General features: G+C 54.2%; 21 protein-coding genes. 13 read left to right on the top strand and 8 right to left on the bottom strand.

The genetic code is table 11. The features are described 5' to 3' along the window. Positions 1-58 precede the first annotated feature (58 nt). From prpC to prpE, 3 genes are read left to right on the top strand one after another with little or no spacing between them, the layout of a single operon-like run. Positions 59-1,228 (top strand): bifunctional 2-methylcitrate synthase/citrate synthase, encoded by a 1,170-nt coding sequence (gene prpC / locus OGY06_RS09425; protein ID WP_060682693.1) that lies wholly within the window; start codon positions 59-61, stop codon positions 1,226-1,228. A gap of 39 nt (positions 1,229-1,267) precedes the next feature. Then, positions 1,268-2,719 (top strand): bifunctional 2-methylcitrate dehydratase/aconitate hydratase, encoded by a 1,452-nt coding sequence (locus OGY06_RS09420; RefSeq protein ID WP_286605158.1) that lies wholly within the window; start codon positions 1,268-1,270, stop codon positions 2,717-2,719. Positions 2,720-2,758: 39 nt separating this feature from the next. Further along, positions 2,759-4,645 (top strand): propionate--CoA ligase, encoded by a 1,887-nt coding sequence (gene prpE / locus OGY06_RS09415; protein ID WP_286605155.1) that lies wholly within the window; start codon positions 2,759-2,761, stop codon positions 4,643-4,645. 92 nt (positions 4,646-4,737) lie between these two features. On the opposite strand, the gene lacA is transcribed toward prpE, so the two are convergent. From lacA to OGY06_RS09395, 4 genes are all read right to left on the bottom strand, one after another. Beyond that, positions 4,738-5,349 carry a galactoside O-acetyltransferase gene (gene lacA / locus OGY06_RS09410; RefSeq protein WP_149334966.1) on the bottom strand — a complete coding sequence of 204 codons (612 nt, stop codon included), beginning with the start codon at positions 5,347-5,349 and terminating at the stop codon, positions 4,738-4,740. A 28-nt stretch (positions 5,350-5,377) separates the two neighbouring features. Continuing rightward, a complete protein-coding gene (locus tag OGY06_RS09405; RefSeq protein ID WP_111466016.1) occupies positions 5,378-6,631 on the bottom strand; it encodes an MFS transporter in 1,254 nt (417 codons plus the stop codon). A gap of 57 nt (positions 6,632-6,688) precedes the next feature. Then, on the bottom strand, positions 6,689-9,766 hold the full coding sequence (locus tag OGY06_RS09400) for a beta-galactosidase (RefSeq protein ID WP_286605153.1): 3,078 nt from the start codon (positions 9,764-9,766) through the stop codon (positions 6,689-6,691). Between the two features lie 121 nt (positions 9,767-9,887). Further along, the gene (locus OGY06_RS09395) at positions 9,888-10,970 is read right to left on the bottom strand and encodes a LacI family DNA-binding transcriptional regulator (RefSeq protein WP_286605151.1); all 1,083 of its coding nucleotides are present in this window, start codon (positions 10,968-10,970) and stop codon (positions 9,888-9,890) included. A 165-nt stretch (positions 10,971-11,135) separates the two neighbouring features. On the opposite strand from OGY06_RS09395, the gene OGY06_RS09390 reads away from it, so the two are divergent. Beyond that, a complete protein-coding gene (locus OGY06_RS09390; protein ID WP_231912267.1) occupies positions 11,136-11,744 on the top strand; it encodes a class I SAM-dependent DNA methyltransferase in 609 nt (202 codons plus the stop codon). Here OGY06_RS09390 and OGY06_RS09385 read toward each other — a convergent pair. Both OGY06_RS09385 and OGY06_RS09380 read right to left on the bottom strand, forming a co-directional pair. Then, the gene (locus tag OGY06_RS09385; protein ID WP_286605149.1) at positions 11,741-12,691 is read right to left on the bottom strand and encodes a GlxA family transcriptional regulator; all 951 of its coding nucleotides are present in this window, start codon (positions 12,689-12,691) and stop codon (positions 11,741-11,743) included. The genes OGY06_RS09390 and OGY06_RS09385 overlap by 4 nt on opposite strands. An 18-nt stretch (positions 12,692-12,709) precedes the next feature. Further along, complete coding sequence (locus OGY06_RS09380) at positions 12,710-13,486, bottom strand: MBL fold metallo-hydrolase (protein WP_286605146.1); 777 nt, start codon at positions 13,484-13,486, stop codon at positions 12,710-12,712. A 383-nt stretch (positions 13,487-13,869) separates the two neighbouring features. Between OGY06_RS09380 and OGY06_RS09375 the strand changes: the two genes are divergently transcribed. The 3 genes from OGY06_RS09375 (at position 13,870) to OGY06_RS09365 (ending at position 15,475) form a co-directional block, all read left to right on the top strand. Further along, positions 13,870-14,115 carry a YmjA family protein gene (locus OGY06_RS09375; RefSeq protein WP_003021350.1) on the top strand — a complete coding sequence of 82 codons (246 nt, stop codon included), beginning with the start codon at positions 13,870-13,872 and terminating at the stop codon, positions 14,113-14,115. Between the two features lie 86 nt (positions 14,116-14,201). Further along, entirely contained in the window at positions 14,202-14,678 is a 477-nt protein-coding gene (locus OGY06_RS09370) for a cold-shock protein (protein ID WP_003830914.1), read from the top strand. 239 nt (positions 14,679-14,917) lie between these two features. Next, on the top strand, positions 14,918-15,475 hold the full coding sequence (locus OGY06_RS09365; protein WP_286605144.1) for a hypothetical protein: 558 nt from the start codon (positions 14,918-14,920) through the stop codon (positions 15,473-15,475). Positions 15,476-15,666: 191 nt separating this feature from the next. Here OGY06_RS09365 and OGY06_RS09360 read toward each other — a convergent pair whose 3' ends face one another. Further along, the gene (locus tag OGY06_RS09360; protein WP_008783873.1) at positions 15,667-15,969 is read right to left on the bottom strand and encodes a putative quinol monooxygenase; all 303 of its coding nucleotides are present in this window, start codon (positions 15,967-15,969) and stop codon (positions 15,667-15,669) included. Between the two features lie 135 nt (positions 15,970-16,104). Then, positions 16,105-16,917 carry a DNA-binding transcriptional regulator gene (locus tag OGY06_RS09355; protein WP_003838640.1) on the bottom strand — a complete coding sequence of 271 codons (813 nt, stop codon included), beginning with the start codon at positions 16,915-16,917 and terminating at the stop codon, positions 16,105-16,107. Positions 16,918-17,108: 191 nt separating this feature from the next. Between OGY06_RS09355 and OGY06_RS09350 the strand changes: the two genes are divergently transcribed. Genes OGY06_RS09350 through mhpE form a run of 6 tightly spaced genes read left to right on the top strand, consistent with a single transcriptional unit; the run spans position 17,109 to position 23,379 of the window. Further along, positions 17,109-18,773, top strand: a complete 1,665-nt coding sequence (locus OGY06_RS09350) for a bifunctional 3-(3-hydroxy-phenyl)propionate/3-hydroxycinnamic acid hydroxylase (protein WP_286605142.1) — start codon at positions 17,109-17,111, stop codon at positions 18,771-18,773. Position 18,774: 1 nt separating this feature from the next. Next, positions 18,775-19,719: a 2,3-dihydroxyphenylpropionate/2,3-dihydroxicinnamic acid 1,2-dioxygenase gene (mhpB, locus tag OGY06_RS09345; RefSeq protein WP_149334971.1), complete on the top strand. Its 945-nt coding sequence runs from the start codon at positions 18,775-18,777 to the stop codon at positions 19,717-19,719. 17 nt (positions 19,720-19,736) lie between these two features. Further along, positions 19,737-20,603 (top strand): 2-hydroxy-6-oxonona-2,4-dienedioate hydrolase, encoded by an 867-nt coding sequence (gene mhpC, locus OGY06_RS09340; protein ID WP_126955948.1) that lies wholly within the window; start codon positions 19,737-19,739, stop codon positions 20,601-20,603. A gap of 9 nt (positions 20,604-20,612) precedes the next feature. Then, positions 20,613-21,422, top strand: a complete 810-nt coding sequence (mhpD, locus tag OGY06_RS09335) for a 2-keto-4-pentenoate hydratase (protein ID WP_000184938.1) — start codon at positions 20,613-20,615, stop codon at positions 21,420-21,422. Continuing rightward, positions 21,419-22,369: an acetaldehyde dehydrogenase gene (mhpF, locus tag OGY06_RS09330; RefSeq protein WP_003830924.1), complete on the top strand. Its 951-nt coding sequence runs from the start codon at positions 21,419-21,421 to the stop codon at positions 22,367-22,369. The genes mhpD and mhpF overlap by 4 nt, the downstream gene beginning before the upstream one ends. Then, on the top strand, positions 22,366-23,379 hold the full coding sequence (gene mhpE / locus OGY06_RS09325; protein ID WP_063941282.1) for a 4-hydroxy-2-oxovalerate aldolase: 1,014 nt from the start codon (positions 22,366-22,368) through the stop codon (positions 23,377-23,379). The genes mhpF and mhpE overlap by 4 nt, the downstream gene beginning before the upstream one ends. The last annotated feature ends 27 nt before the right edge of the window (positions 23,380-23,406 follow it).

Genomic DNA, 23,406 nt, shown 5'->3' with positions numbered 1-23,406 from the left:
TAGCCGCCATCCGGCAATAAATTAGTACCCTACATATTACAATAATGACGAGGACAACATGAGCGACACAACGATCCTGCAAAATAGTACCCATGTCATTAAACCCAAAAAATCGGTTGCGCTGTCAGGCGTCGCTGCCGGAAATACTGCCTTATGTACCGTGGGTAAAAGCGGTAACGATCTACACTATCGTGGCTACGATATTCTTGACCTGGCACAACAGTGCGAATTTGAAGAAGTTGCGCATCTGCTGATTCACGGGAAATTACCCACCCGCGATGAGCTCACCGCCTATAAAAGCAAACTGAAAGCGCTGCGCGGATTGCCCGCTAACGTGCGCACCGTACTGGAAGCGCTGCCTGCCGCCTCGCATCCGATGGACGTGATGCGCACTGGTGTTTCCGCGCTGGGTTGTACTCTGCCAGAAAAAGAAGGACATACCGTCTCCGGCGCACGCGATATTGCCGACAAACTGCTGGCATCGCTCAGTTCTATCCTCCTGTACTGGTATCACTACAGCCATAACGGCGAGCGCATTCAGCCGGAGACCGATGATGATTCTATTGGCGGTCACTTCTTGCATTTGCTGCATGGTGAAAAGCCATCACAAAGCTGGGAAAAGGCGATGCACATTTCGCTGGTGCTGTACGCCGAACACGAGTTTAACGCTTCTACCTTCACGGGGCGTGTGATTGCGGGAACTGGCTCTGATATGTACTCCGCGATTATCGGTGCGATTGGCGCACTGCGTGGGCCGAAACACGGCGGAGCGAATGAAGTATCGCTGGAGATCCAGCAACGCTATGAAACGCCGGATGAAGCCGAAGCGGATATCCGTAAACGCGTTGAAAATAAAGAAGTGGTGATTGGCTTTGGTCACCCGGTTTACACCATCGCCGACCCGCGCCACCAGGTGATCAAGAGCGTGGCGAAACAGCTTTCTCAGGAAGGCGGTTCGCTGAAAATGTACAACATCGCCGACCGTCTGGAAGAGGTGATGTGGGAAACGAAAAAGATGTTCCCCAACCTCGACTGGTTCTCGGCAGTCTCTTACAACATGATGGGCGTCCCCACTGAAATGTTCACACCGCTGTTCGTTATCGCCCGCGTCACTGGCTGGGCGGCGCACATCATTGAACAGCGCCAGGACAACAAAATTATCCGTCCTTCCGCCAACTATACCGGCCCGGAAGATCGCGTATTTGTCTCGATTGATCAGCGTTGCTAATGCAAAACCTCTAAAGATAAAAAACAGGAAATGTACCCTATGTCTGCACATATTTCGAACGTCCGCCCTGAATTTGACCGTGAAATCGTTGATATCGTTGATTATGTCATGAACTACGAGATCACCTCGAAGGTGGCGTATGACACTGCGCATTATTGCCTGCTTGATACCCTTGGCTGTGGCCTGGAAGCGCTGGAATATCCGGCCTGTAAAAAACTGCTGGGGCCGGTTGTACTGGGTACCGTCGTCCCGAACGGTGTGCGCGTACCAGGTACCCAGTTCCAGCTCGATCCGGTGCAGGCGGCGTTTAACATCGGTGCGATGATCCGCTGGCTGGACTTTAACGACACCTGGCTGGCCGCAGAATGGGGTCATCCTTCCGATAACCTCGGCGGTATTCTGGCGACGGCTGACTGGCTGTCGCGCAATGCGGTGGCGGTGGGTAAAGCGCCGTTAACCATGAAAAAAGTGTTAACCGGAATGATTAAAGCCCATGAAATTCAGGGCTGTATCGCGCTGGAAAACTCCTTCAACCGCGTCGGTCTGGATCACGTCCTGCTGGTAAAAGTCGCCTCCACGGCGGTGGTTGCCGAGATGCTCGGCCTGAACCGGGATGAAATTCTCAACGCTGTCTCGTTGGCGTGGGTCGACGGTCAGTCGCTGCGTACCTATCGTCATGCGCCGAATACCGGCACGCGTAAATCCTGGGCGGCTGGCGATGCCACCTCACGTGCTGTACGTCTGGCGCTGATGGCGAAAACCGGTGAAATGGGATACCCGTCCGCACTGACGGCAAAAACCTGGGGCTTCTATGATGTCTCTTTCAAAGGCGAATCTTTCCGCTTCCAGCGCCCGTACGGTTCGTACGTGATGGAAAACGTGTTGTTTAAAATTTCCTTCCCGGCAGAGTTCCACTCGCAGACCGCGGTAGAAGCGGCGATGACGCTGTACGAGCAGTTACAGGCCGCAGGTAAGACCGCTGCCGATATCGAAAAAGTGACCATTCGTACGCACGAAGCCTGTATCCGTATCATCGATAAAAAAGGCCCGTTGAATAACCCGGCGGATCGTGACCACTGCATCCAGTACATGGTGGCTATCCCGCTGCTGTTCGGACGCTTAACGGCGGCAGATTACGAAGACGGCGTGGCGCAGGACAAACGCATTGATGCACTGCGTGAAAAGATTAACTGCTTCGAAGATCCGGCCTTTACTGCCGATTACCACGACCCTGAAAAACGCGCCATCGCGAATGCCATCACGCTTGAATTCACCGACGGCTCACGCTTTGAAGAAGTGGTAGTGGAATACCCAATCGGCCACGCGCGCCGTCGTAACGACGGTATGCCGAAGCTGGTCGAGAAGTTCAAAATTAACCTGGCGCGTCAGTTCCCGACCCGTCAGCAGCAGCGCATCCTGGATGTCTCCCTGGACAGAACTCGTCTGGAGCAGATGCCGGTCAATGAGTATCTGGATTTGTTCATTATCTAAAACCCGACTCATCAGGCGTAAGTTCAACAGGAGAGCATTATGTCTTATAGCGAGTTTTATCAACGTTCTATTACACAGCCGGAGTCGTTCTGGGCCGAGCAGGCCCAGCGTATTGACTGGCAGCAGCCGTATACGCAGGTACTGGACCACAGTAATCCGCCGTTTGCCCGCTGGTTTTGCGGTGGTACGACCAATCTGTGCCACAACGCCATTGACCGCTGGCTGGAGAAACAGCCTGACGCGCTGGCGCTGATTGCTGTGTCATCAGAAACCGAAGAAGAACGCACGTTTACCTTTCGTCAGCTGTATGACGAAGTGAACGTCGCGGCGGCGATGTTGTTGTCGCTGGGCGTACAGCGTGGCGATCGGGTACTGGTTTATATGCCGATGATCGCCGAGGCGCACATTACGCTGCTGGCCTGCGCACGTATAGGGGCGATCCATTCGGTGGTGTTCGGTGGTTTCGCCTCGCACAGCGTAGCGGCGCGTATCGACGACGCCCGACCGGTGGTTATCGTGTCGGCGGATGCCGGGGCGCGCGGCGGCAAAGTCCTGCCGTATAAAAAGCTGCTCGATGATGCGATCAACCAGGCGCAGCACCAGCCGCGTCATGTGGTATTGGTCGATCGCGGTCTGGCGAAAATGGCGCGGGTAGAGGGGCGAGACCTCGACTTTGTCGCGCTGCGCCAACAGCATCTCGGCGCGCGGGTGCCGGTTGCCTGGCTGGAGTCGAACGAAACGTCCTGCATTCTCTACACCTCCGGGACAACCGGTAAACCGAAAGGCGTGCAGCGCGACGTTGGCGGCTACGCGGTCGCGCTGGCGACCTCGATGGACACAATTTTCGGCGGTAAAGCGGGCGGCGTGTTCTTCTGCGCATCGGATATCGGCTGGGTGGTTGGGCATTCGTATATCGTGTATGCCCCACTGCTGGCGGGGATGGCGACGGTGGTTTACGAAGGGTTGCCAACGTATCCAGACTGTGGCGTATGGTGGAAAATTGTTGAGAAGTATCAGGTCAGCCGGATGTTCTCTGCCCCAACCGCCATCCGCGTGCTGAAGAAATTCCCGACCGCGCAAATCCGCAATCACGATCTCTCCTCGCTGGAGGTGCTGTATCTGGCGGGTGAGCCGCTGGATGAACCGACCGCCAGTTGGGTAACGGAAACGCTGGGTGTCCCGGTTATCGACAACTACTGGCAGACTGAATCCGGTTGGCCGATTATGGCGATCGCTCGCGGGCTGGACGACCGCCCGTCGCGGCTGGGTAGCCCAGGCGTGCCGATGTACGGATATAACGTGCAGTTGCTCAATGAGGTGACCGGTGAGCCCTGTGAAGCGAATGAAAAGGGCATGCTGGTGATTGAAGGGCCGCTGCCGCCGGGCTGTATCCAGACTATCTGGGGTGATGACGCGCGGTTTGTGAATACCTACTGGTCGCTGTTTTCTCGCCAGGTGTACGCCACCTTTGACTGGGGTATTCGCGATGCGGACGGCTATTACTTCATCCTTGGCCGTACGGATGATGTCATCAACGTGGCCGGGCATCGGTTGGGGACGCGTGAGATAGAGGAGAGTATTTCCAGCTATCCGAACGTTGCCGAAGTGGCTGTGGTCGGCGTGAAGGACGCGCTGAAGGGGCAGGTCGCGGTCGCGTTTGTCATTCCGAAACAGAGCGACAGCCTTGAAGATCGCGACATCGCACATTCGGAAGAGAAGGCGATTATGGCGCTGGTGGACAGTCAGATTGGTAATTTTGGCCGTCCGGCGCACGTCTGGTTTGTGTCGCAGTTGCCGAAAACGCGCTCTGGCAAAATGCTCAGACGGACGATCCAGGCGATCTGTGAAGGCCGCGATCCTGGCGATCTAACGACCATTGACGATCCCGCGTCGTTGCAGCAAATCCGTCAGGCGATTGAAGAGTAACATCGTGTGATGCCCGGCGGCGCAATGCTTACCGGGCCTTTTAGTATTGTAGGCCGGATAAACCACGTGAGTGGTGCATCCGGCATGACGACTTAAAGTAACGGATCCACTTTATAATTTTGGTAATAGTACTCTTTATCTCGTTCATTAATGGTTCTGAGAACTCGACAGGGAACCCCCACGGCCACGACATCTGCCGGAATGTCTTTTGTGACTATACTCCCCGCGCCGATAACGGAATTATCGCCAATCGTTATGCCGGGATTGATCACTACGTTACTGCCAATCCATACGTTATTGCCGATGGTGACTGGAAAGGAAAACATCTCTCCGGATTTCCTTAATTCATGGTGCACAGGGTGACCTGTTACCGTGATCGTGACGTTTGGTGCAATTAAAACGTTATCGCCGATGGTGACCGTGTAATCATCCACAATGGTAAAGTTAAAATTGGCGTAGAAGTTTTTGCCAATGTGAATATTGTTGCCGTAAGAGAAATAAATGGGGGGCTCAATCCACGCATTTTCTCCTACGGAGGCAAATATTTCGCGAATCAGTTTTTCCCTCTTTTTAATCTCAGATGGACGCGTGTGGTTAAACTCATACATTAACTCCTTTCCGCGCAGTCTCTCTTCTGGCAGCCCCTCGCACATATCAGTAAACAGCTTGCCTGCTTTCATTCTGTCTCTCATAGACATGCTCATCGAAGATATTCCTTCTTGTTATTTGTCTTCAGACTTGTTTACTTGCCGGGGTGAAAACGCGGGAAAACGGCCCTGGCCCGCTAAGGGTAAATACGGAAATCAGCGTGAAGCTCAGCGCAATAATCCCCAGCACCAGATAAGCTCCCTGGAAACCAATGCTCTCATACATTTTTCCGGCCAGAACTGACATGAAAATCATGGCTAACTGTTTGAAGAAGCAGAAACACACCAGGTAAATTGTGGCCGAGAAACGCACTTCAAACTGACTGGTGATGTATTTGAAGCAACCGACAATCAGGAACGGTATCTCGAACATATGCAGCGTTTTGAGGATCACGACCTCCAGCGCAGTGGTGGCGAATGATGAACCAATGATCCGCACCGACATGATCGTACCGGCCAGCAGCAGGGCGTTCTTTCCGCCGATGCGGTTCACAATCAGCGGCGCAAAGAACATGATCGAGGCGTTGAGTAATTCTCCCATCGTCGTGACGTAGCCAAACACGCGGGTGCCCTGTTCGCCGGTGGCAAAGAATGAGGTAAAGAAGTTGGCGAACTGCTGGTCAAACACATCGTAAGTACAGGAAACGCCGACCACATACAAGGAGAGGAACCAGAGTTTCGGCTGTTTAAATAACTCCAGCGCCAGCTTCAGGCTAAATGCCGAGTTATTGGCGCCTACCGCATCCGCGACTTTTGCAGAAGAGGGGGCATCTGTTTTTGAAAATAACAGCAGCAATGCCAGAATGACCGCACAGCCAGAACCTAACCAGAAGACGAATTGGTTATTGATGGTAAACATAATGCCGGCAATCGAGGCGCACAGCGCCCAGCCCACGCAGCCAAACATGCGCGCGCGACCAAATTCAAAGTTGCTTCTGCGGCTGGCTTTTTCAATATAGGCTTCAATCGCTGGGGCACCGGCATTGTAAATAAAGCCAAGGTAAATCCCGCCGACAATTGAACCCAGTAAAATATTAACCTGCAATAATGGGCCAAATACGTAAATAAAAAACGGGGCAAACATTACCAGCATGCCGGTAATTACCCACAGCAGATGTTTACGCAGACCGAGCTTATCGGACAGTAGTCCGAAAATTGGCTGGAATAACAAAGAAAACAGTGAGATACAGGCGAAGATGATGCCGGTGTCGCCTTTACTGATATGGTTTACATCGTGTAACCAGATAGGGAAGAAGGGGAAATAGGCACCCATAATGAAAAAGTAAAAGAAGAAGAAAAAGCCGAACATCCAAAAGTTAGTGTTTTTTAAATAATACATAACAGACTTCCTCAGGAAAAATAAGGGCAGGTCATAACCTGCCCATTATTATTATGTTTAACCCCAGATAACCTGGTAGTGATAACGCCCGGCGCTCAGCTGAAATTCCGGTGACACGGAAGGACTCCACGAATCATCGCCGCCGACGCCCATATGGAAGCCATCAATATTGAGCCAGGTGCCCGCCTCAGGTTGCAGCAGATGGCGGTGGCTGGTTTCCATCAGTTGCTGCTGGCTAAAGCGGCTGATGTTGAACAGGAAGTCTCCGCGCCACTGGTGCGCGCCGTAGTGCAGTTCGCGCGTGCCGCAGCGCAGACCGTTTTCGCTCGGGAAAACATACGGGGTGTACATCTCATCAAGCGACAGATCCCAGCGATCGAAACAGGCGGCGCCCAGACGGTCCGGGTAGTTCTCATGCGGGCCGAGACCTAACCAGTTCACTCGCTCCGCAACCTGCGCCAGCTGGCAGCTCAGGCCGATACGGGCCGGATGCGGCGTACCGCTGGCAACATCGACATCCACCGTTATTTGCATTTCACCCTTGCCGTCGATGCGGTAGCTTTTTCGGCTGACGAACAGCGTTTCACCCTGATACTGCCACGCATGTTCGGTGGTGATCAGTACCGCACTGCTCAGCGTATCGGCAGCACAGTACAGTAACGTTGCTTCAGCCTGATAGTGACCGGCGGCCTTCCAGCGTTCAACCCAGGCGTTAGGGTCGATGCGGGTTGACTCGCTCACGCCGATGTCGTTGTCCAGCGGCGCGCGGGTGAACTGGTCAGTAAGCGGGCTTACCAACTGGGCTTCATCGCTAATCCAGTATTGTGTTAGCAGACCGGACTGACGATCGAATTGCCAGCGTGTGTTGTTGGCCACCACGGTAAAATTGCTCTCACTAACATCCAGCTGTAGTGCGCTGCTGACGCGTGATTGACGTACCAGGCTGAGCTTCTCTTCCAGCTTCCACTGTTGCCAGGCGCTGATATGCCCGGCTTCTGACCACGCGGTCGCCTGAGGCTGCACTACGCGTACCGTCAACCACAGCTGGCCTGCGGTGTCTGGCATCGGAACGTTTGGTAGGGTAATCACCTGGCGGCCCTGTGGGGCGATATCCAGAACGATTTCCCCGGCGGCCAGCGGATTGCCGTCCAGGGCAATCGACCAGTGCAGAACTTCGTTATCGCTGCGGCGGAACAGATATTCGCTGGTCACTTCAATCTGGCGTTCAGCGCCAGGAAGTAACGTGAACTGGAAAAACTGCTGTTCATGTTTGGCCTCATATAACGCCGGATGCGGAGTGCGATCGGCGAACACCAGCCCGTTCATGCAAAACTGACGATCGTTAGGCGTGTCGCCAAAATCGCCACCGTAGGCTGACCATGCTTTGCCGTGCTCATCATATTTGGTCAGCGACTGATCCACCCAGTCCCAGACAAATCCGCCCTGCAGGCGCGGATACTGACGGAACGCTTGCCAGTATTTGGCGAAGCCGCCAAAGCTGTTGCCCATAGCGTGGGCGTATTCACAAAGGATCAGCGGACGCTGTTCGCCGGGCATCGACAGCCACTTTTTAATCGACCATTTGGGGACTGCGGGGAAGGGCTGATCCTGATCGACGCGGGCGTACATCGGGCAAATAATGTCGGTCGCTGCGGTATTTGCGCCGCCGCCTTCATATTGTACCGGGCGTGACGGGTCTTCTGATTTTATCCAGCGGTAGAGCGCGTCGTGATTGACACCATGGCCGGATTCATTGCCCAGTGACCAGATAATAATGCTCGGATGGTTGCGATCGCGCTGCACCATGCGCGTGACGCGCTGGCTCATGGCAGGCAACCATGCGGGGTCGTCGGTGAGGCGATTCATCGGCACCATGCCGTGGGTTTCAATGTTGGCTTCGTCGACCACATACAGACCGTAGCGATCGCACAGGGTGTACCACAGCGGATGGTTCGGGTAATGGGAGCAGCGCACGGCGTTGAAGTTATTCTGCTTCATCAGGATGATGTCCTGCACCATCGTCGCCTCATCCATCACCTGGCCGTTGACCGGATGGTGCTCATGGCGGTTGGTACCGCGAATCAACAGCGGCTTGCCGTTTAACAGCAACAGGCCGTTTTCGATACAAACCTGACGAAAACCAACGTCACAGGCTTCCGCTTCAATCAGCACTCCGCCCGCGGTGTGTAACTGCACAACGGCGCGGTACAGATTGGGTGTTTCGGCACTCCACAGCGCCGGTTTTTCGACGTTCAGACGCAGAGTCACCCGGTCATGATAAGCGCCGCGTTCATCAATGATCTCGCTGCCGAGCGGTGAGGTCGTTTCGTGGCTGAGCGTTTCACCTTCCCACAATTGCAGGGTGACGCGTAAATCTTCGCTCTCGTTGCCACCCACTCTGACTTCCGCTTCCAGCGTGGCGCGGCTGAAGTCGTCATTAAAACGGGTATTAATGCGCAGGTCACGGATTTGCGTAGTGGGCTTATGCAGCAGGGAGACATCGCGAAAAATACCGCTCATGCGCCACATGTCCTGGTCTTCCAGATAGCTGCCGTCGCTCCAGCGCAGCACCATCACAGCCAGACGGTTTTCGCCGCGCAGCAGATAATCGCTAAGATCAAACTCAGACGGCAGACGGCTGTCCTGACCGTAACCGACCCAGCGACCGTTGCACCACAGATGAAACGCGGAATTGACCCCGTCAAAAATAATGCGCGTCTGACCTTCCTCTAACCACGCGTCTTCGATATTAAATGTGAGCGAGTAACATCCTGTGGGGTTCTGTGCCGGAACGTACGGAGGATGCACCGGGATTGGGTAGGTGACGTTGGTATAAATTGGCGCATCGTAACCGTCCATCTGCCAGTTAGAAGGGACGTTGATGATGTCTGCCTGTGGCAGATCGCTTGTCAGCCAGCTTTCCGGTACTGCCTCCGGTGCGGCAAACCAGGCAAATTGCCACTTGCCATTCAGCGAGCGTAACTGACTCGAATGCTGATTGGTACGTGCATCATCCGCTGAGCGCCAGCTACAAAAAGGCGGGTGCGCCTCCAGGCGGTTGAGCTGCGTGACGCCGGGATTTTCCCAGTCACGGCGGGCCAGAACAGCGGAGAGTGAATCTGTGTTCAGGTTCATAACGGTATCCTGTTTGAATTTGTTACTCGCTCACAATTTCAATCAAAATACGAACAAGCGCTCCTTTCTGTAAAGGATGGAGCGTTCAATAAGTGAACTGACTCACACAATTGTTATGCGTTCACAATTTGGGTGTGAGCTGAGAAACTTGCCGTGCCAGCTGGATCAGGGAATCAGCCAGCGCCTGGGGAGTGGTGGTTTGCGTATCGGGAGGCAGAACCGTTTTGCGCTTGACCAGGGTGACGGGTAGCAGTTGGTTGCCCACGGTTGATTCGCCACGTGGGAGTTGCAGCAGCCTGTCGACGCTGGTTTCACCCAGTAACGGAAAATCCTGCCTGATGGTGGTCAACGGTGGGATGTAACAGGCGCTGTCTTCGGTGTCATCGTAGCCAATTACCGATATATCCACGGCGACCCGCAGACCGAACTCGCTGATTGCCCGCATCGCGCCCAGCGCCATTTGATCGTTAGCGACCAGCATGGCGGTAGGGAGGTTACCGTTATTCAGCATGTGCATCGTTTGCTGAAAACCAGACATCGCGCTCCAGTCGCCTTCCAGCTCCACAACGGGTTGTAGCTGGTAATGTGCCAGATATTTGTGCCAGCCCGCATGCCGAAGCCTTGCCGAAACGGAAGTGTGCGGCCCACTCAGCAGGGCGATCCGTTGATGTCCGTGCTGCACCAGATGTTCAACGCCAAGGCGCGCGCCGTCGTCATGAGAGAAAATCACGCTGTTAATTGGCGTCAGGTCAGAGACATCGAGAAACAGCACCGGCACCGTACCGCAGGCAGCGGCCACGGCAATGGCATCTTCTTCATCCAGCGGATAGTTGATGATAAGCCCGGTTACGCGTTGAGAAAGCAGATTGTGGACCGCGGCTTTACAGGACTCAACGCCGCTGCGCTCGACCATGGCGATCACCACGCTGGCACCGGAATGGTCGGCGCGGGATTTTATGGCAGCAACAATTTGTGAGGGGGCATGCAGAGCTAGGTTTGCCGTCACAACGCCAATCAGTGGCGTCTGTTTGCCAGCCAGCTGCTGTGCAACGCGGTTAGGGATGTAATTGAGTTCCGCCATCGCGGCCTCAACTTTCTGTCGGGTTTTTGCGGAAACGTGGCTGGCCTGGTTCACGACGCGAGAGACGGTCTGGTAAGAGACACCTGCATGGTCTGCCACATCGTATAGCGTTACCGGTTTCACGTTTATCACCCCTGTAATGACGTTATCTGTGCGCTATGATGCCACAGCGGGACGGTTTTGGGGTATTTGCGCATGGGTTCTGCGAGGCGCATTCCAGGGTTTGAGGATAGCGTGCTGAAGGATTTATCGGCGTTATACCTAACAGAAGAAAAAAGTGAGGACATTGTGAGCGATTCTGCGGCAAAAAATATTCTGTCCATCTACCGACGCCATGCGGATGCTTTTGCCAGCCAGCGCTCGCGCACCTTGTTCGAGAAAAGTTGGCTCGACAAATTTATTTCCGTGATGGGCGGGCAGGGCAGCATTGTGGATATTGGCTGCGGCAACGGTCAGCCGATCGCCGGTTATTTTATCCAGCAAGGTTTTCAGCTTACCGGCGTTGATGGTTCCCCGGCGATGCTGACGCGGGCCCGAAACACTTTTCCCGCACAGCGCTGGCTGGAACAGGATATGCGCGAGTTGGCACTCAATGAGACTTTTGATGGACTGATCGCCTGGGACAGCTTTTTCCATTTAACTCAGCAGGACCAGCAAAAGATGTTCCCGATTTTTGACCGCCTCAGCCATCCCGGTAGTGCGCTGATGTTTACCAGCGGTACGGACAACGGCATCGCGATGGGGCAATTTGAAGGTGAGCCGCTGTTTCACGCCAGCCTCGCGCCGGATGAATACCGCGCACTGCTGTCAGCACACGGTTTTGCGGTGGTCGAGATGGTGATGGAAGATCCGCAATGCACCGGGCACACCATCTGGCTGGCGCAAAAAAGAGGCTAATCGCCGCGAAAGGTTTTACGCCATTCAGCCGGGCTAACGCCAAAGTGGGATTTAAAATGCTGGCGCCAGGTGACGGGCGACTGAAAACCAACCTGTTCGGCGATGCGTTCAACGGGTAACTGGCTGGACTCCAGCAACGTCTGGCTACGGCGTAGGCGCTCGGCAATCAACCATTCGGCCACGCTTGACCCTGTAGCCTTCATAAAATGACGGGTGAGGGTGCGACGACTCATCATCACCCGTTGCGCCAGCTCGTCGAGATTATGCGGTTCATGGAGATGCTGGCGCAAATAGTCGAGCAGGACGTTGATGCGCTGATCTTTGGTATTTTTCGCCACCGGTTGCTCGATAAACTGTGCCTGGCCGCCCTCGCGATGTGGCGGCACAATCATCCGTCGGGCAATCTGATTCGCCACCGTGCTGCCAAAACGCTGGCGGATGACGTACAGGCAGCAATCCAGTGCGGCGGCGGTGCCTGCCGAGGTAATAATACCGTCGTCATCCACATACAGCGCGTTGATATCCAGATGAGCTGCCGGAAAGCGGGCCTGAAAATCCTGCTCGAACTCCCAGTGCGTAGCCGCCCGTTTGCCATCCAGCAGACCGGCGTAGCCGAGGACAAACGCACCCAAGCATAATCCAACAATCTGCGCGCCGTTTTGTCGCGCACGATTGAGCGCATCAAGCAGGCTTTGTGGTGGCCGATGTGCTGTGGTGCCCCACCAGGGGATCACCACAATATCGGCGGCCTCCACCGCTTCATAGCCGTAGGCTGCGTGAATGGAGAAGCCATCCTGCGAGGAAACGATGCCCGGCTGTTCGGCGCACAGTTGCACCTCAAAACGCTTTTTCGCCGCCACTTTGTCACTGAAAATAATGCACGGCACCGAGAAGTGAAACGGGCTGAAATCTTCCACGGCAACAATGGCGACGTTAAGCGGTTGCATACGAGTCCTCTGTGGAGTTTAAAACGTCAGGGTTTCGCCATCTTCCGGCACGTTAACAAATTGCGCAATCTGGTTGTCGCAGGCGTACTCTTTCAAGGCCGCGCGGGTCAGCAGACAGTGGTTAATCGCCTCCATGTGGGTCGCCACAATTTGTGCTTCGGGCAGCGTGAAGTGGGTTTTTAGCACATCTTCCGCGCCCATGATAATTGGGCCAAACCCGATAACGTGAGCAAAGCCTGCGTTCAGAATGACCACGCCTGGCTGGAAAGTCCGCATGTTGGTTTCCACCTCGTCGCGCCAGATGGTGTCCCCGACCAGATACAGCGTTTTTTCCGCCGGATGCTGGAAGATAACTCCGCAGGCATCACCCAGACGTTCAGCCATTTGCGGGACGGCGTAAGCGCGATCCGAACCGTGCTGGCCGCCGGTTTTACGCAGGGTGATATCACCAAGCGCAGTGTTTTGCGTCAGTACAGTCAGTTGCGTGAAACCTTGTTCCCGCAGTACCTGCGCATCGCGATCGTTTTGCACATAAATCGGTTTGTCTTTCGGCACGACACGAGCCGCGGCTTCATCCCAGTGGTCTTCATGCAGATGGGTCACGATCAGCGCATTAACGTTGAGCAGGGTGTCGATATCGACAGGCAGATCAACGGTCGGGTTGCGGATCTCGGCGCGTGCCGTACCGGCAAAGCCCGGATAAGTACCTTTTGCCGCCAGCATAGGGTCGATCAGAAAGGTTTTGCCACCAAAAGTGATGTGCTGCGTAGCGTTACGGATTTGTGTGATGTTCATGGTGTTTGCTCCACGTGTTGGGTCAGTGGTGTCATCGTAGAGTGTTGTCCAGAAGATGAATGCGGGCAAATGGGCGACTAGCGATGGGATTGGGCCAACTGCTGATTACAGATGTCGATAATGTAATTAGAATTAAAGTAATTTAATATTTCCTTGGTGGCTCGTTATTTAATACGCAGTTGTTTTTATCGAGCTGAATAAGAATGCTGTTATTTAAATACGGAAAGGTTGATTAAATGCGAAGTGGTGCCAGAAAACATTATTGATATATGTAATGCATAGTGACCAATAAAACAGATCGCGAACCATGAAATAAGAATGCTATCATTCACACCAGACGCGGTAGGCAACTGCTGGCACATGCATTTACCCCGGAGCAACTGATGAACAACGACATTCCGCTAAAATATTATGATATTGCCGACGAGTACGCGACCGAGGCCGCAAAGCCGGTGAGCGACACAGAACGTGACGCGCTGGCGCACTACTTCCAGCAGTTGATCACCCGTTTGATGAACAACGAAGAGATCAGCGAAGAAGCGCAGCAGGAGATGGCTACCGTGGCAGGTGTCGACGCTCAGCGTATCGATGATATTGCGGAGTTCCTCAATCGTTGGGGTAACGAGTAGCCAAAGACATGGCCTGTGTTTTACACTGCGCGCAAATTGAGTAGGTATACTCTACGAGTAATAGGTTTAATCAGGCGGAAACAGCAATGAACGGAACAATCACAACGTGGTTTAAAGATAAAGGCTTTGGATTTATCAAAGATGAAAACGGCGACAACCGCTATTTTCATGTGATTAAGGTTGCTAATCCTGAGCTGATCAAGAAAGACGCGGCGGTGACTTTTGAGCCCACCACCAACAACAAAGGCTTGTCTGCCTACGCGGTAAAAGTCATACCAGACAGCAAGTACATCTATATCGCAGGCGAGCGTCTGAAGCTCACCTCGATCAAGTCATTCCTGGTCTACAGCGAAGAAGTCCCTGTAGAGACCCGTATCGACAAAGAAAATGCTGTGCTGTCTGTCGGCGTGCTGATGAACAGCATCCGACCGAAATCAGACGTGAAGCCTGGTGAAATGCGCACGCTGAAAAAGCTGGCCATCACTACCTTCCAGGGCACGACGCTGATCTTCTCGGAAGATGAAATCGACATCGACGCGACGGTGAAACTGCTTAAAGTCTGAAACCCTTCGGACTGAATAAAAACCGGAACGCTGCTCTTTTCAGGAGCGGGTTTCGGTTTTTTTTTGATATGTGTAATTTACGTGATTCAGGTATGTAGTGATAAAATTAGTAGGTAGCAATCCGTTTCTGAATAGGTATATATTATCCGTTTTAAATAAATATGATCGCCAACTATTTGCAGATTAGTAGCACGGTTAACTAATAGTGATTCACCGATATAACTAATGGGGTAATATAAGTGATTTTTAAAAAAATATGGAAAGCTATATCTTCTGAATATGTACCATCGGCCATTTGCTTTTTTCTCCTTGCAAAAATGGATTATGAAATAATATCTATCTGGCCACAGAATGAATCGGTTGATGACAGAATTAAACTTTCTTTACTATTCATTCATTTGGTGATGATTTTAGTGATGTTTACTCCGCTAATTAATCGGTTTTTGTCACGAGTAGACAATGAGAAACTTGAAAAGTTTATAGCTCTTCCGCAGAAAGATAAAAACATCACATACATCGATTATTATGATTTTCTGAGCGGGCTTGCTTTATCAGCATTTTACTTATCTATCCTTATTTTTACAATGAAGAGTATTTACGAAGAAGCAGGATGGATAATTTCAGGTATTTATATATTTACAATGTTTGTGTCTTCTATTTCTATTGCTGCATTGTCATTACTTAGGTTTATCTGGTTATTTACAAGGTTTAATAATTATATATATTGGTTTATTGTTTTACTTGCGAGCAGTATGTGTATGGCAGTTATTGGTGCCGCGATGAAAATGGCCTCGTAAAAATGCGCTTAATATCTGGAAAAGTGATGATTCCGTTTTGTAATCCGTGGGATGCATTGTTGCAAAGCTTAAAGCCTCTTTTGAAGAGGCTTTAAGCCCTCAGCGACCGGGGAAGTAAAAGACTGTCTTTCCTGGTGTTGAGCATTCTGCCAAAAACATAATTAACAGTATTCCAACTACTTTCTTCATTATCACGAGACTGCCGGATTTACCACATCATCCATCAGTATGTAACGTGCTTCCTGGCGCGTGTATTGATCGATTAATGGTACAAGTCGCTGGAAATGCTCGCTGGCACAATGTTCATCGAGAGCCGCGTGGTTTGGCCATTCTTCGATAAAAATAAAATGCCCCGGATCTTTTTCATCAATATAGAGGTCGTAAGCAATGCAGTGCGGTTCTTTCTTCGTTGCCGCTATTAGCTCACGATACAATGGGAGAACAGTTTCAATATACTCAGGTTTGATGAAATCCTCAGCAATGACCTTTAACATGCAGCCTCCTGGCAGAAAACGAATGCACACTATGTAATGAAGATATTTTTTGGGCAAGAGGTCACAGAGTTTTATCGGCCGGATAGTGAGTTATGCCAGCTATCAATCAGATAATCCGCATAACTGTGATCCATCTCACCTCCCGGCAACCAAAATCTCCTGCGATTCGACGCCGTCCTCTATCTGTTTCGCCACCTTTTGTAAGGCCGGAAGATGCTTTTCCGCGGCTTGTTCGATGGTCATGGCGCTGGCCATATACACCAAATTCAGGCAGCCGATCACCCGCTGTTCGCTGCGGATGGGGACGGCGATAGAAGCGATTTTCTCTTCCTGATCCCAACCGCGAAAGTTCTGGCCAAAACCGTCTTTTCGCGCGCGGGTCAAAATGGCATTGAGCTTCAGCGGTTCGCGCGCAAGCTGGAACTCTTCTCCCGGTCGGGAGGCCAGCATTTCAATCAGTTCCTGCCGTTCATTCTCCGGGCAAAATGCCAGCCAGGTCAGGCCGGATGCGGTTTTCAGCAATGGCAAACGACGCCCGACCATCGCCCGGTGAAAAGACAGGCGGCTGAAGCGGTGGGTGGTTTCACGTACCACCATCGCGTCCACATCCAGCGTGGAAACGTCGGTCGGCCAGATGACCTCGCGCAGCAAATCCCCCAGCAGCGGGGCGGCGAGTGCAGAAATCCACTGCTCGTCACGAAACCCCTCGCTGAGCTGGCGGACTTTAATGGTTAAGCGAAAGCTGTCATCGGACAGGCTGCGCCGGACGTAACCCTCATCCTGCAGGGTTTCCAGCAGCCGTCTGACCGTGGTGCGATGCAGGCCGCTTAACTCAGCAAGTAAGCCAACACTGGCCCCACCATCGAGCCGGTTTAACATATTTAATAACATTAATCCGCGCGTTAATCCGCGTACGGTTTTGTACTCAGTGCTCTCGTCATTTTTCATATTCATTGACAAATCTACAGGTAAAACAACGTGGTGCACTTAGTGCACATCCTGGCATGTTTTGATTGTAGCGCAAAAACTCGCTTCTATACTGACCGCACAACAAAAAATTATTCACATATTTTTAACAAAACAGATTGCGCCTCACCAGGGTCCGCAATTGCGTTTTGTCCGAGTCGTGAGGTTCTGAAATGACAACAATAAACCCGGATATCCAACCCGCTGTGCAGCATACCGCGCAGGTGGCGATTGCCGGTGCTGGTCCGGTAGGGCTGATGATAGCCAACTATCTTGGGCAGATGGGCATTGAGGTGTTGGTAGTGGAGAAGCTCGACACGCTGATCGACTATCCTCGCGCCATCGGCATTGACGATGAAGCGCTGCGCACTATGCAGTCTGTGGGGCTGGTCGAGCGCGTTTTGCCGCACACCACGCCGTGGCACGCAATGCGTTTTCTCACCCCGAAAGGCCGCTGCTTTGCTGATATCCAGCCGATGACCGACGAATTTGGCTGGTCGCGCCGCAATGCGTTTATTCAGCCACAGGTGGACGCGGTGATGCTGGAAGGGTTGTCGCGTTTTCCCAACGTGCGCTGCCTGTTCTCCCGCGAACTGGAGGCCTTCAGCCAGCGAAACGGCGAAGTGACGCTAAATCTGAAAGCGCCGGACGATCAACGTGAAACGGTGAAGGCCCAGTGGCTGGTGGCCTGTGACGGCGGTGGCAGCAACGTCAGACGCTCGCTGAACGTGCCGTTTGAAGGTAAAACCGCGCCGAATCAGTGGATTGTGGTGGATATCGCCAACGATCCGCTCAGCACGCCGCATGTGTATCTGTGCTGCGATCCGGTGCGCCCGTACGTCTCCGCCGCACTGCCGCACGCGGTGCGCCGTTTCGAATTTATGGTGATGCCGGGGGAAACTGAAGCGCAGCTTAGCGAGCCGCAGAATATGCGCCAGTTACTGAGCAAAGTGCTGCCGAACCCGGACAACGTCGAGCTGATCCGCCAGCGCGTGTATACCCATAATGCTCGTCTGGCCGAACGTTTTCGTATTGACCGCGTGCTGCTGGCGGGCGATGCGGCGCACATTATGCCGGTCTGGCAGGGTCAGGGATACAACAGCGGCATGCGCGATGCTTTCAACCTGGCATGGAAACTGGCGCTGGTGATTAACGGTAAAGCCGGCGATGCGCTATTGAATACCTACCAGCAGGAACGTCGCGACCACGCCAAAGCGATGATCGACCTCTCTGTGACCGCAGGCAACGTACTTGCACCGCCCAAACGCTGGCATGGTGCGGTGCGCGATGGGGTTTCCTGGCTGCTGAACTATATTCCGCCGGTCAAACGCTACTTCCTTGAAATGCGCTTTAAGCCGATGCCGCAGTACCACGCCGGGGCGCTGGTGCGTGAAGGCAACGCGAAAACTTCACCGGTCGGCAAGATGTTTATCCAGCCGAAGGTGACGCTGGAATCGGGCGAAGTGACGTTGCTCGACAACGTCATCGGACCGAATTTCGCGGTGATTGGCTGGGGCTGTAACCCGCTATGGGGCATGAGCGAGGCGCAGATCCAACAGTGGCAGGCGCTGGGGACGTGTTTTATCCAGGTCGCGCCGGAGACGCAGATACATACCGATCAGGATAACCACGATGGCGTTACCCGCATTGGCGATACACAAAACCGCCTGCGCGCGTGGTTTGCCCAGCACAACGCCGCGCTGGTAGTCATGCGCCCGGACCGCTTCGTGGCCGCCATCGCCATTCCGCAAACCCTGGGCAGCACCCTGAATAAACTGGCGTCGGTGATGACGCTCACTCGCGCTACTGCCGACATTCCTGTTGAAAAGGTTGCCTGATATGCACGCTTATCTTCACTGTCTTTCCCATTCGCCGCTGGTGGGCTATGTCGACCCGGCACAGGCTGTGCTCGACGAGGTTAACGGCGTGATCGCCAGCGCTCGGGCACGTATTGCGGCGTTCGAACCTGAACTGGTCGTGCTGTTTGCCCCCGATCACTACAACGGATTTTTCTACGACGTGATGCCGCCGTTCTGTTTAGGCGTTGGCGCTACGGCGATCGGCGATTTTGGTAGCGCGGCGGGGGAATTGCCGGTTCCGACAGATCTGGCTGAAGCCTGCGCCCACGCGGTAATGAAAAGCGGTATCGATCTCGCCGTGTCCTACAACATGCAGGTCGATCATGGCTTCGCGCAGCCTCTGGAGTTTTTGCTCGGCGGCCTGGATAAGGTGCCGGTGCTGCCAGTGTTTATTAACGGCGTCGCCACGCCGCTGCCGGGCTTTCAGCGTACCCGCATGCTCGGTGAAGCGATTGGCCGTTTCGCCAGCTCGCTGAATAAGCGCGTGCTGTTTTTAGGCTCCGGCGGGCTATCGCACCAGCCGCCGGTACCGGAGCTGGCGAAGGCTGATGCCCATATGCGCGACCGCCTGCTCGGTAGCGGCAAACAGTTGCCTGAACACGAGCGTGAGCTGCGCCAGCAGCGGGTGATCAGCGCCGCCGAGAAGTTTGTGGTCGATCAAAACACGCTGCACCCGCTTAACCCCGTCTGGGATAACCGTTTTATGACGCTGCTTGAGCAGGGGCGTTTGCAGGAGCTGGACGCGGTCAGTAACGAAGAGTTGTCCGCGATGGCGGGCAAATCAACGCACGAAGTTAAAACCTGGGTTGCCGCCTTTGCCGCCATTTCTGCCTTTGGCAACTGGCGCAGCGAAGGCCGTTATTACCGCCCGATCCCGGAGTGGATCGCCGGATTCGGCTCCCTGAGCGCCACTACGCAGAACTAAATATGCAGGAGAACATCATGACTTACCAATCGCAAACCGAAGCCGCTACCAGTCGTTTTCTGGAGGTGCAGGAAGCAGGCGAAACCCTACGCGTGCATTTCAATGACTGTGGGCAGGGCGAAGAGACCGTCGTGCTGCTGCACGGATCAGGTCCTGGCGCGACGGGCTGGGCAAACTTCAGCCGAAATATCGATCCGCTGGTACAGGCCGGATACCGGGTGATCCTGTTGGATTGTCCTGGCTGGGGCAAAAGCGATGGGATCGTTAACCGCGGTTCGCGATCCGATCTCAACGCTCGAATCCTGAAAAGCGTGGTCGATCAGTTGGATATTCAAACAGTCCACCTGCTGGGTAACTCGATGGGCGGCCACAGTGCTGTGGCGTTTACCCTGAGCTGGCCGGAGCGCGTGGGCAAACTGGTATTAATGGGCGGCGGAACGGGCGGCATGAGCCTGTTTACTCCGATGCCGACCGAAGGTATCAAGCGCCTGAATCAGCTGTATCGTGAGCCGACCATCGAGAACCTGAAGCTGATGATGGAGATCTTTGTCTTCGACACCAGCGACCTGACCGAGGCGCTGTTCGAAGCGCGTTTGAACAACATGCTGTCGCGCCGCGATCACCTGGAAAACTTTGTCCAGAGTCTGGAGGCCAACCCGAAACAGTTCCCGGATTTCAGCCCGCGTCTGGGTGAAATCAAAGCCCAGACCCTGATTGTCTGGGGACGCAATGACCGCTTCGTACCGATGGATGCCGGTCTGCGCCTGCTCTCCGGAATTGCCGGTTCTGAGCTGCATATCTACCGCGACTGCGGACACTGGGCGCAGTGGGAGCATGCGGATGCCTTTAACCAGCTGGTGCTGAATTTCCTCACACGCCCTTAAGGAACGGACATGACGAATCGTAATCTTGAGCAGCTAGCCGCCGATTTACGTCAGGCTGAAGAAAAAGGGGAAGCCATCGCCCCGCTGCGTGAATTAATTGGTGTGGATAACGCCGAAGCGGCCTACGCCATTCAGCGCATCAACGTGCAGTACGACGTGGCGCGCGGGCGTCGCGTGGTGGGGCGCAAAGTGGGGCTGACGCACCCGAAAGTGCAGCAACAGCTGGGTGTCGATCAACCGGACTTCGGTACGCTGTTTGCTGATATGTGTTATGGCGATAACGAAACCATCCCGTTTTCCCGTGTGTTGCAACCGCGTATTGAAGCTGAAATTGCGCTGGTGCTGAACCGCGATCTGCCCAATACCGACACCACTTTTGACGAGCTTTACAACGCCATCGAGTGGGTACTTCCCGCGCTGGAAGTGGTCGGCAGCCGTATCCGCGACTGGTCGATCAAATTTGTTGATACCGTGGCGGATAACGCCTCCTGTGGCGTGTATGTGGTCGGCGGTCCGGCGCAGCGTCCGGCAGGATTAGATCTGAAAAACTGCGCGATGAAAATGACGCGCAACAACGAAGAGGTCTCCAGCGGACGCGGCAGCGAATGCCTGGGACATCCGATCAACGCTGCCGTTTGGCTGGCGCGCAAAATGGCCAGCCTCGGCGAGCCGCTGCGTGCCGGAGACATTATTCTCACCGGAGCATTAGGCCCGATGGTGGCGGTGAATGCGGGCGATCGTTTCGAAGCCCATATCGACGGTATTGGTTCAGTCGCCGCCACCTTTTCAGCGGCGGTTACAAAAGGAAGTCAGTCATGAGTAAGCGTAAAGTCGCCATTATCGGCTCCGGCAACATCGGTACCGATTTGATGATAAAAATTCTGCGTCACGGCGTGCATCTGGAAATGGCGGTGATGGTCGGTATCGATCCAGAATCTGATGGCCTGGCGCGTGCCCGACGCATGGGCGTTGCCACCACCCATGAAGGGGTGACAGGGCTTATCGCCATGCCGGAATTCGCCGATATCGACATCGTGTTTGACGCCACCAGCGCAGGCGCGCATGTGAAGAACGATGCCGCGCTACGTGCCGTTAAACCAGGCATCCGCCTGATCGATCTGACGCCCGCGGCAATCGGTCCTTACTGCGTGCCGGTGGTGAATCTGGCAGCCAACGTTGATCAGCAGAACGTCAATATGGTGACCTGCGGCGGACAGGCAACCATCCCAATGGTAGCGGCAGTTTCTCGCGTGGCAAAAGTCCATTACGCCGAAATTATCGCCTCGATCGCCAGTAAATCGGCAGGACCGGGTACCCGTGCCAATATCGACGAGTTTACCGAAACTACCTCGAAGGCGATTGAAGTGGTCGGCGGCGCGGCAAAAGGCAAAGCCATTATTGTCCTTAACCCGGCCGAGCCGCCGCTGATGATGCGTGACACGGTGTATGTGCTGAGCGAAGCGGCCTCTGAGGTTGAAGTTGAAGCGTCTATTAATGAGATGGCGGCGGCGGTGCAGGCCTACGTGCCGGGCTATCGCCTGAAACAGCGTGTCCAGTTTGAAGTCATCCCGGAGGATAAACCGGTGAATCTGCCGGGTATCGGCCAGTTCTCTGGGCTGAAAACTGCGGTGTATCTGGAAGTGGAAGGCGCGGCGCACTATTTACCAGCCTACGCGGGCAACCTCGACATTATGACCTCCAGCGCGCTGGCGACCGCTGAGAAGATGGCGCAGTCCCTCGCTCGTCAGGCAGGAGAAGCAGCATGAACAGTAAAAAACTCTATATCTCTGACGTGACCCTGCGCGACGGTATGCACGCTATTCGTCATCAATATTCGCTGGAGAATGTGCGCCAGATAGCCAAAGCGCTGGACGACGCACGGGTTGATTCTATTGAAGTGGCCCACGGCGACGGTTTACAAGGTTCCAGCTTTAACTACGGCTTTGGTGCGCACAGCGATCTGGAGTGGATTGAAGCGGCGGCGGACGTGGTGAAGCATGCCAAAATTGCCACGCTGTTGCTGCCGGGTATCGGCACTATTCATGACCTGAAAAATGCATATCAGGCCGGCGCACGGGTAGTGCGCGTGGCGACCCACTGCACTGAAGCAGACGTGTCGGCCCAGCATATTCAGTATGCGCGTGAGCTTGGCATGGATACCGTCGGCTTTCTGATGATGAGCCATATGACCACACCGGAGAACCTGGCACAGCAGGCGAAGCTGATGGAGAACTACGGTGCGACCTGTATTTATGTGGTCGATTCCGGCGGCGCAATGAACATGAGCGATATTCGCGCCCGCTTCCGCGCACTGAAAGCGGTGCTGAAGCCGGAGACGGAAACCGGAATGCATGCGCATCACAACCTGAGTCTTGGCGTGGCGAACTCCATTGCCGCGGTAGAAGAGGGGTGTGACCGTATCGACGCTAGCCTGGCCGGGATGGGCGCAGGCGCGGGCAACGCGCCATTGGAAGTGTTTATCGCCGCTGCGGAAAAACTCGGCTGGCAGCATGGAACCGATCTCTACGCACTGATGGACGCCGCCGACGATTTAGTGCGTCCACTACAAGACCGCCCGGTGCGGGTGGATCGTGAAACGCTGGCGCTGGGCTATGCCGGGGTGTACTCCAGCTTCCTGCGTCATTGCGAAGTGGCGGCAGCACGCTATGGCCTGAGCGCAGTAGATATTCTGGTGGAACTGGGCAAACGTCGGATGGTGGGCGGCCAGGAAGATATGATCGTCGACGTGGCGCTGGACCTGCGCAACCGCAAATAAAAAATGATTACGCGGCTGGCAACGTAT

Origin of the sequence: Citrobacter sp. Cpo147 (assembly GCF_030332405.1) — a bacterium.
GTDB classification, from domain to species: Bacteria; Pseudomonadota; Gammaproteobacteria; order Enterobacterales; family Enterobacteriaceae; genus Citrobacter; species Citrobacter portucalensis.
Note: the sequence above shows the minus strand (reverse complement) of the source record. Positions and strands in the feature narration are given on the sequence as shown.

What these genes read in the sequence shown, in the direction of transcription:
- OGY06_RS09405 (WP_111466016.1), bottom strand. Translation starts at nt 6,631, where the DNA reads ATGTATTATTTAAAAAACACTAACTTTTGGATGTTCGGCTTTTTCTTC.
- OGY06_RS09360 (WP_008783873.1), bottom strand. Translation starts at nt 15,969, where the DNA reads ATGTTAAAGGTCATTGCTGAGGATTTCATCAAACCTGAGTATATTGAA.
- prpC (WP_060682693.1), top strand. Translation starts at nt 59, where the DNA reads ATGAGCGACACAACGATCCTGCAAAATAGTACCCATGTCATTAAACCC.
- mhpD (WP_000184938.1), top strand. Translation starts at nt 20,613, where the DNA reads ATGACGAATCGTAATCTTGAGCAGCTAGCCGCCGATTTACGTCAGGCT.
- OGY06_RS09380 (WP_286605146.1), bottom strand. Translation starts at nt 13,486, where the DNA reads ATGAACATCACACAAATCCGTAACGCTACGCAGCACATCACTTTTGGT.
- mhpB (WP_149334971.1), top strand. Translation starts at nt 18,775, where the DNA reads ATGCACGCTTATCTTCACTGTCTTTCCCATTCGCCGCTGGTGGGCTAT.
- mhpC (WP_126955948.1), top strand. Translation starts at nt 19,737, where the DNA reads ATGACTTACCAATCGCAAACCGAAGCCGCTACCAGTCGTTTTCTGGAG.
- OGY06_RS09420 (WP_286605158.1), top strand. Translation starts at nt 1,268, where the DNA reads ATGTCTGCACATATTTCGAACGTCCGCCCTGAATTTGACCGTGAAATC.
- OGY06_RS09400 (WP_286605153.1), bottom strand. Translation starts at nt 9,766, where the DNA reads ATGAACCTGAACACAGATTCACTCTCCGCTGTTCTGGCCCGCCGTGAC.
- mhpF (WP_003830924.1), top strand. Translation starts at nt 21,419, where the DNA reads ATGAGTAAGCGTAAAGTCGCCATTATCGGCTCCGGCAACATCGGTACC.
- lacA (WP_149334966.1), bottom strand. Translation starts at nt 5,349, where the DNA reads ATGAGCATGTCTATGAGAGACAGAATGAAAGCAGGCAAGCTGTTTACT.
- OGY06_RS09355 (WP_003838640.1), bottom strand. Translation starts at nt 16,917, where the DNA reads ATGAAAAATGACGAGAGCACTGAGTACAAAACCGTACGCGGATTAACG.
- OGY06_RS09370 (WP_003830914.1), top strand. Translation starts at nt 14,202, where the DNA reads ATGAACGGAACAATCACAACGTGGTTTAAAGATAAAGGCTTTGGATTT.
- OGY06_RS09350 (WP_286605142.1), top strand. Translation starts at nt 17,109, where the DNA reads ATGACAACAATAAACCCGGATATCCAACCCGCTGTGCAGCATACCGCG.
- OGY06_RS09385 (WP_286605149.1), bottom strand. Translation starts at nt 12,691, where the DNA reads ATGCAACCGCTTAACGTCGCCATTGTTGCCGTGGAAGATTTCAGCCCG.
- OGY06_RS09375 (WP_003021350.1), top strand. Translation starts at nt 13,870, where the DNA reads ATGAACAACGACATTCCGCTAAAATATTATGATATTGCCGACGAGTAC.
- mhpE (WP_063941282.1), top strand. Translation starts at nt 22,366, where the DNA reads ATGAACAGTAAAAAACTCTATATCTCTGACGTGACCCTGCGCGACGGT.
- prpE (WP_286605155.1), top strand. Translation starts at nt 2,759, where the DNA reads ATGTCTTATAGCGAGTTTTATCAACGTTCTATTACACAGCCGGAGTCG.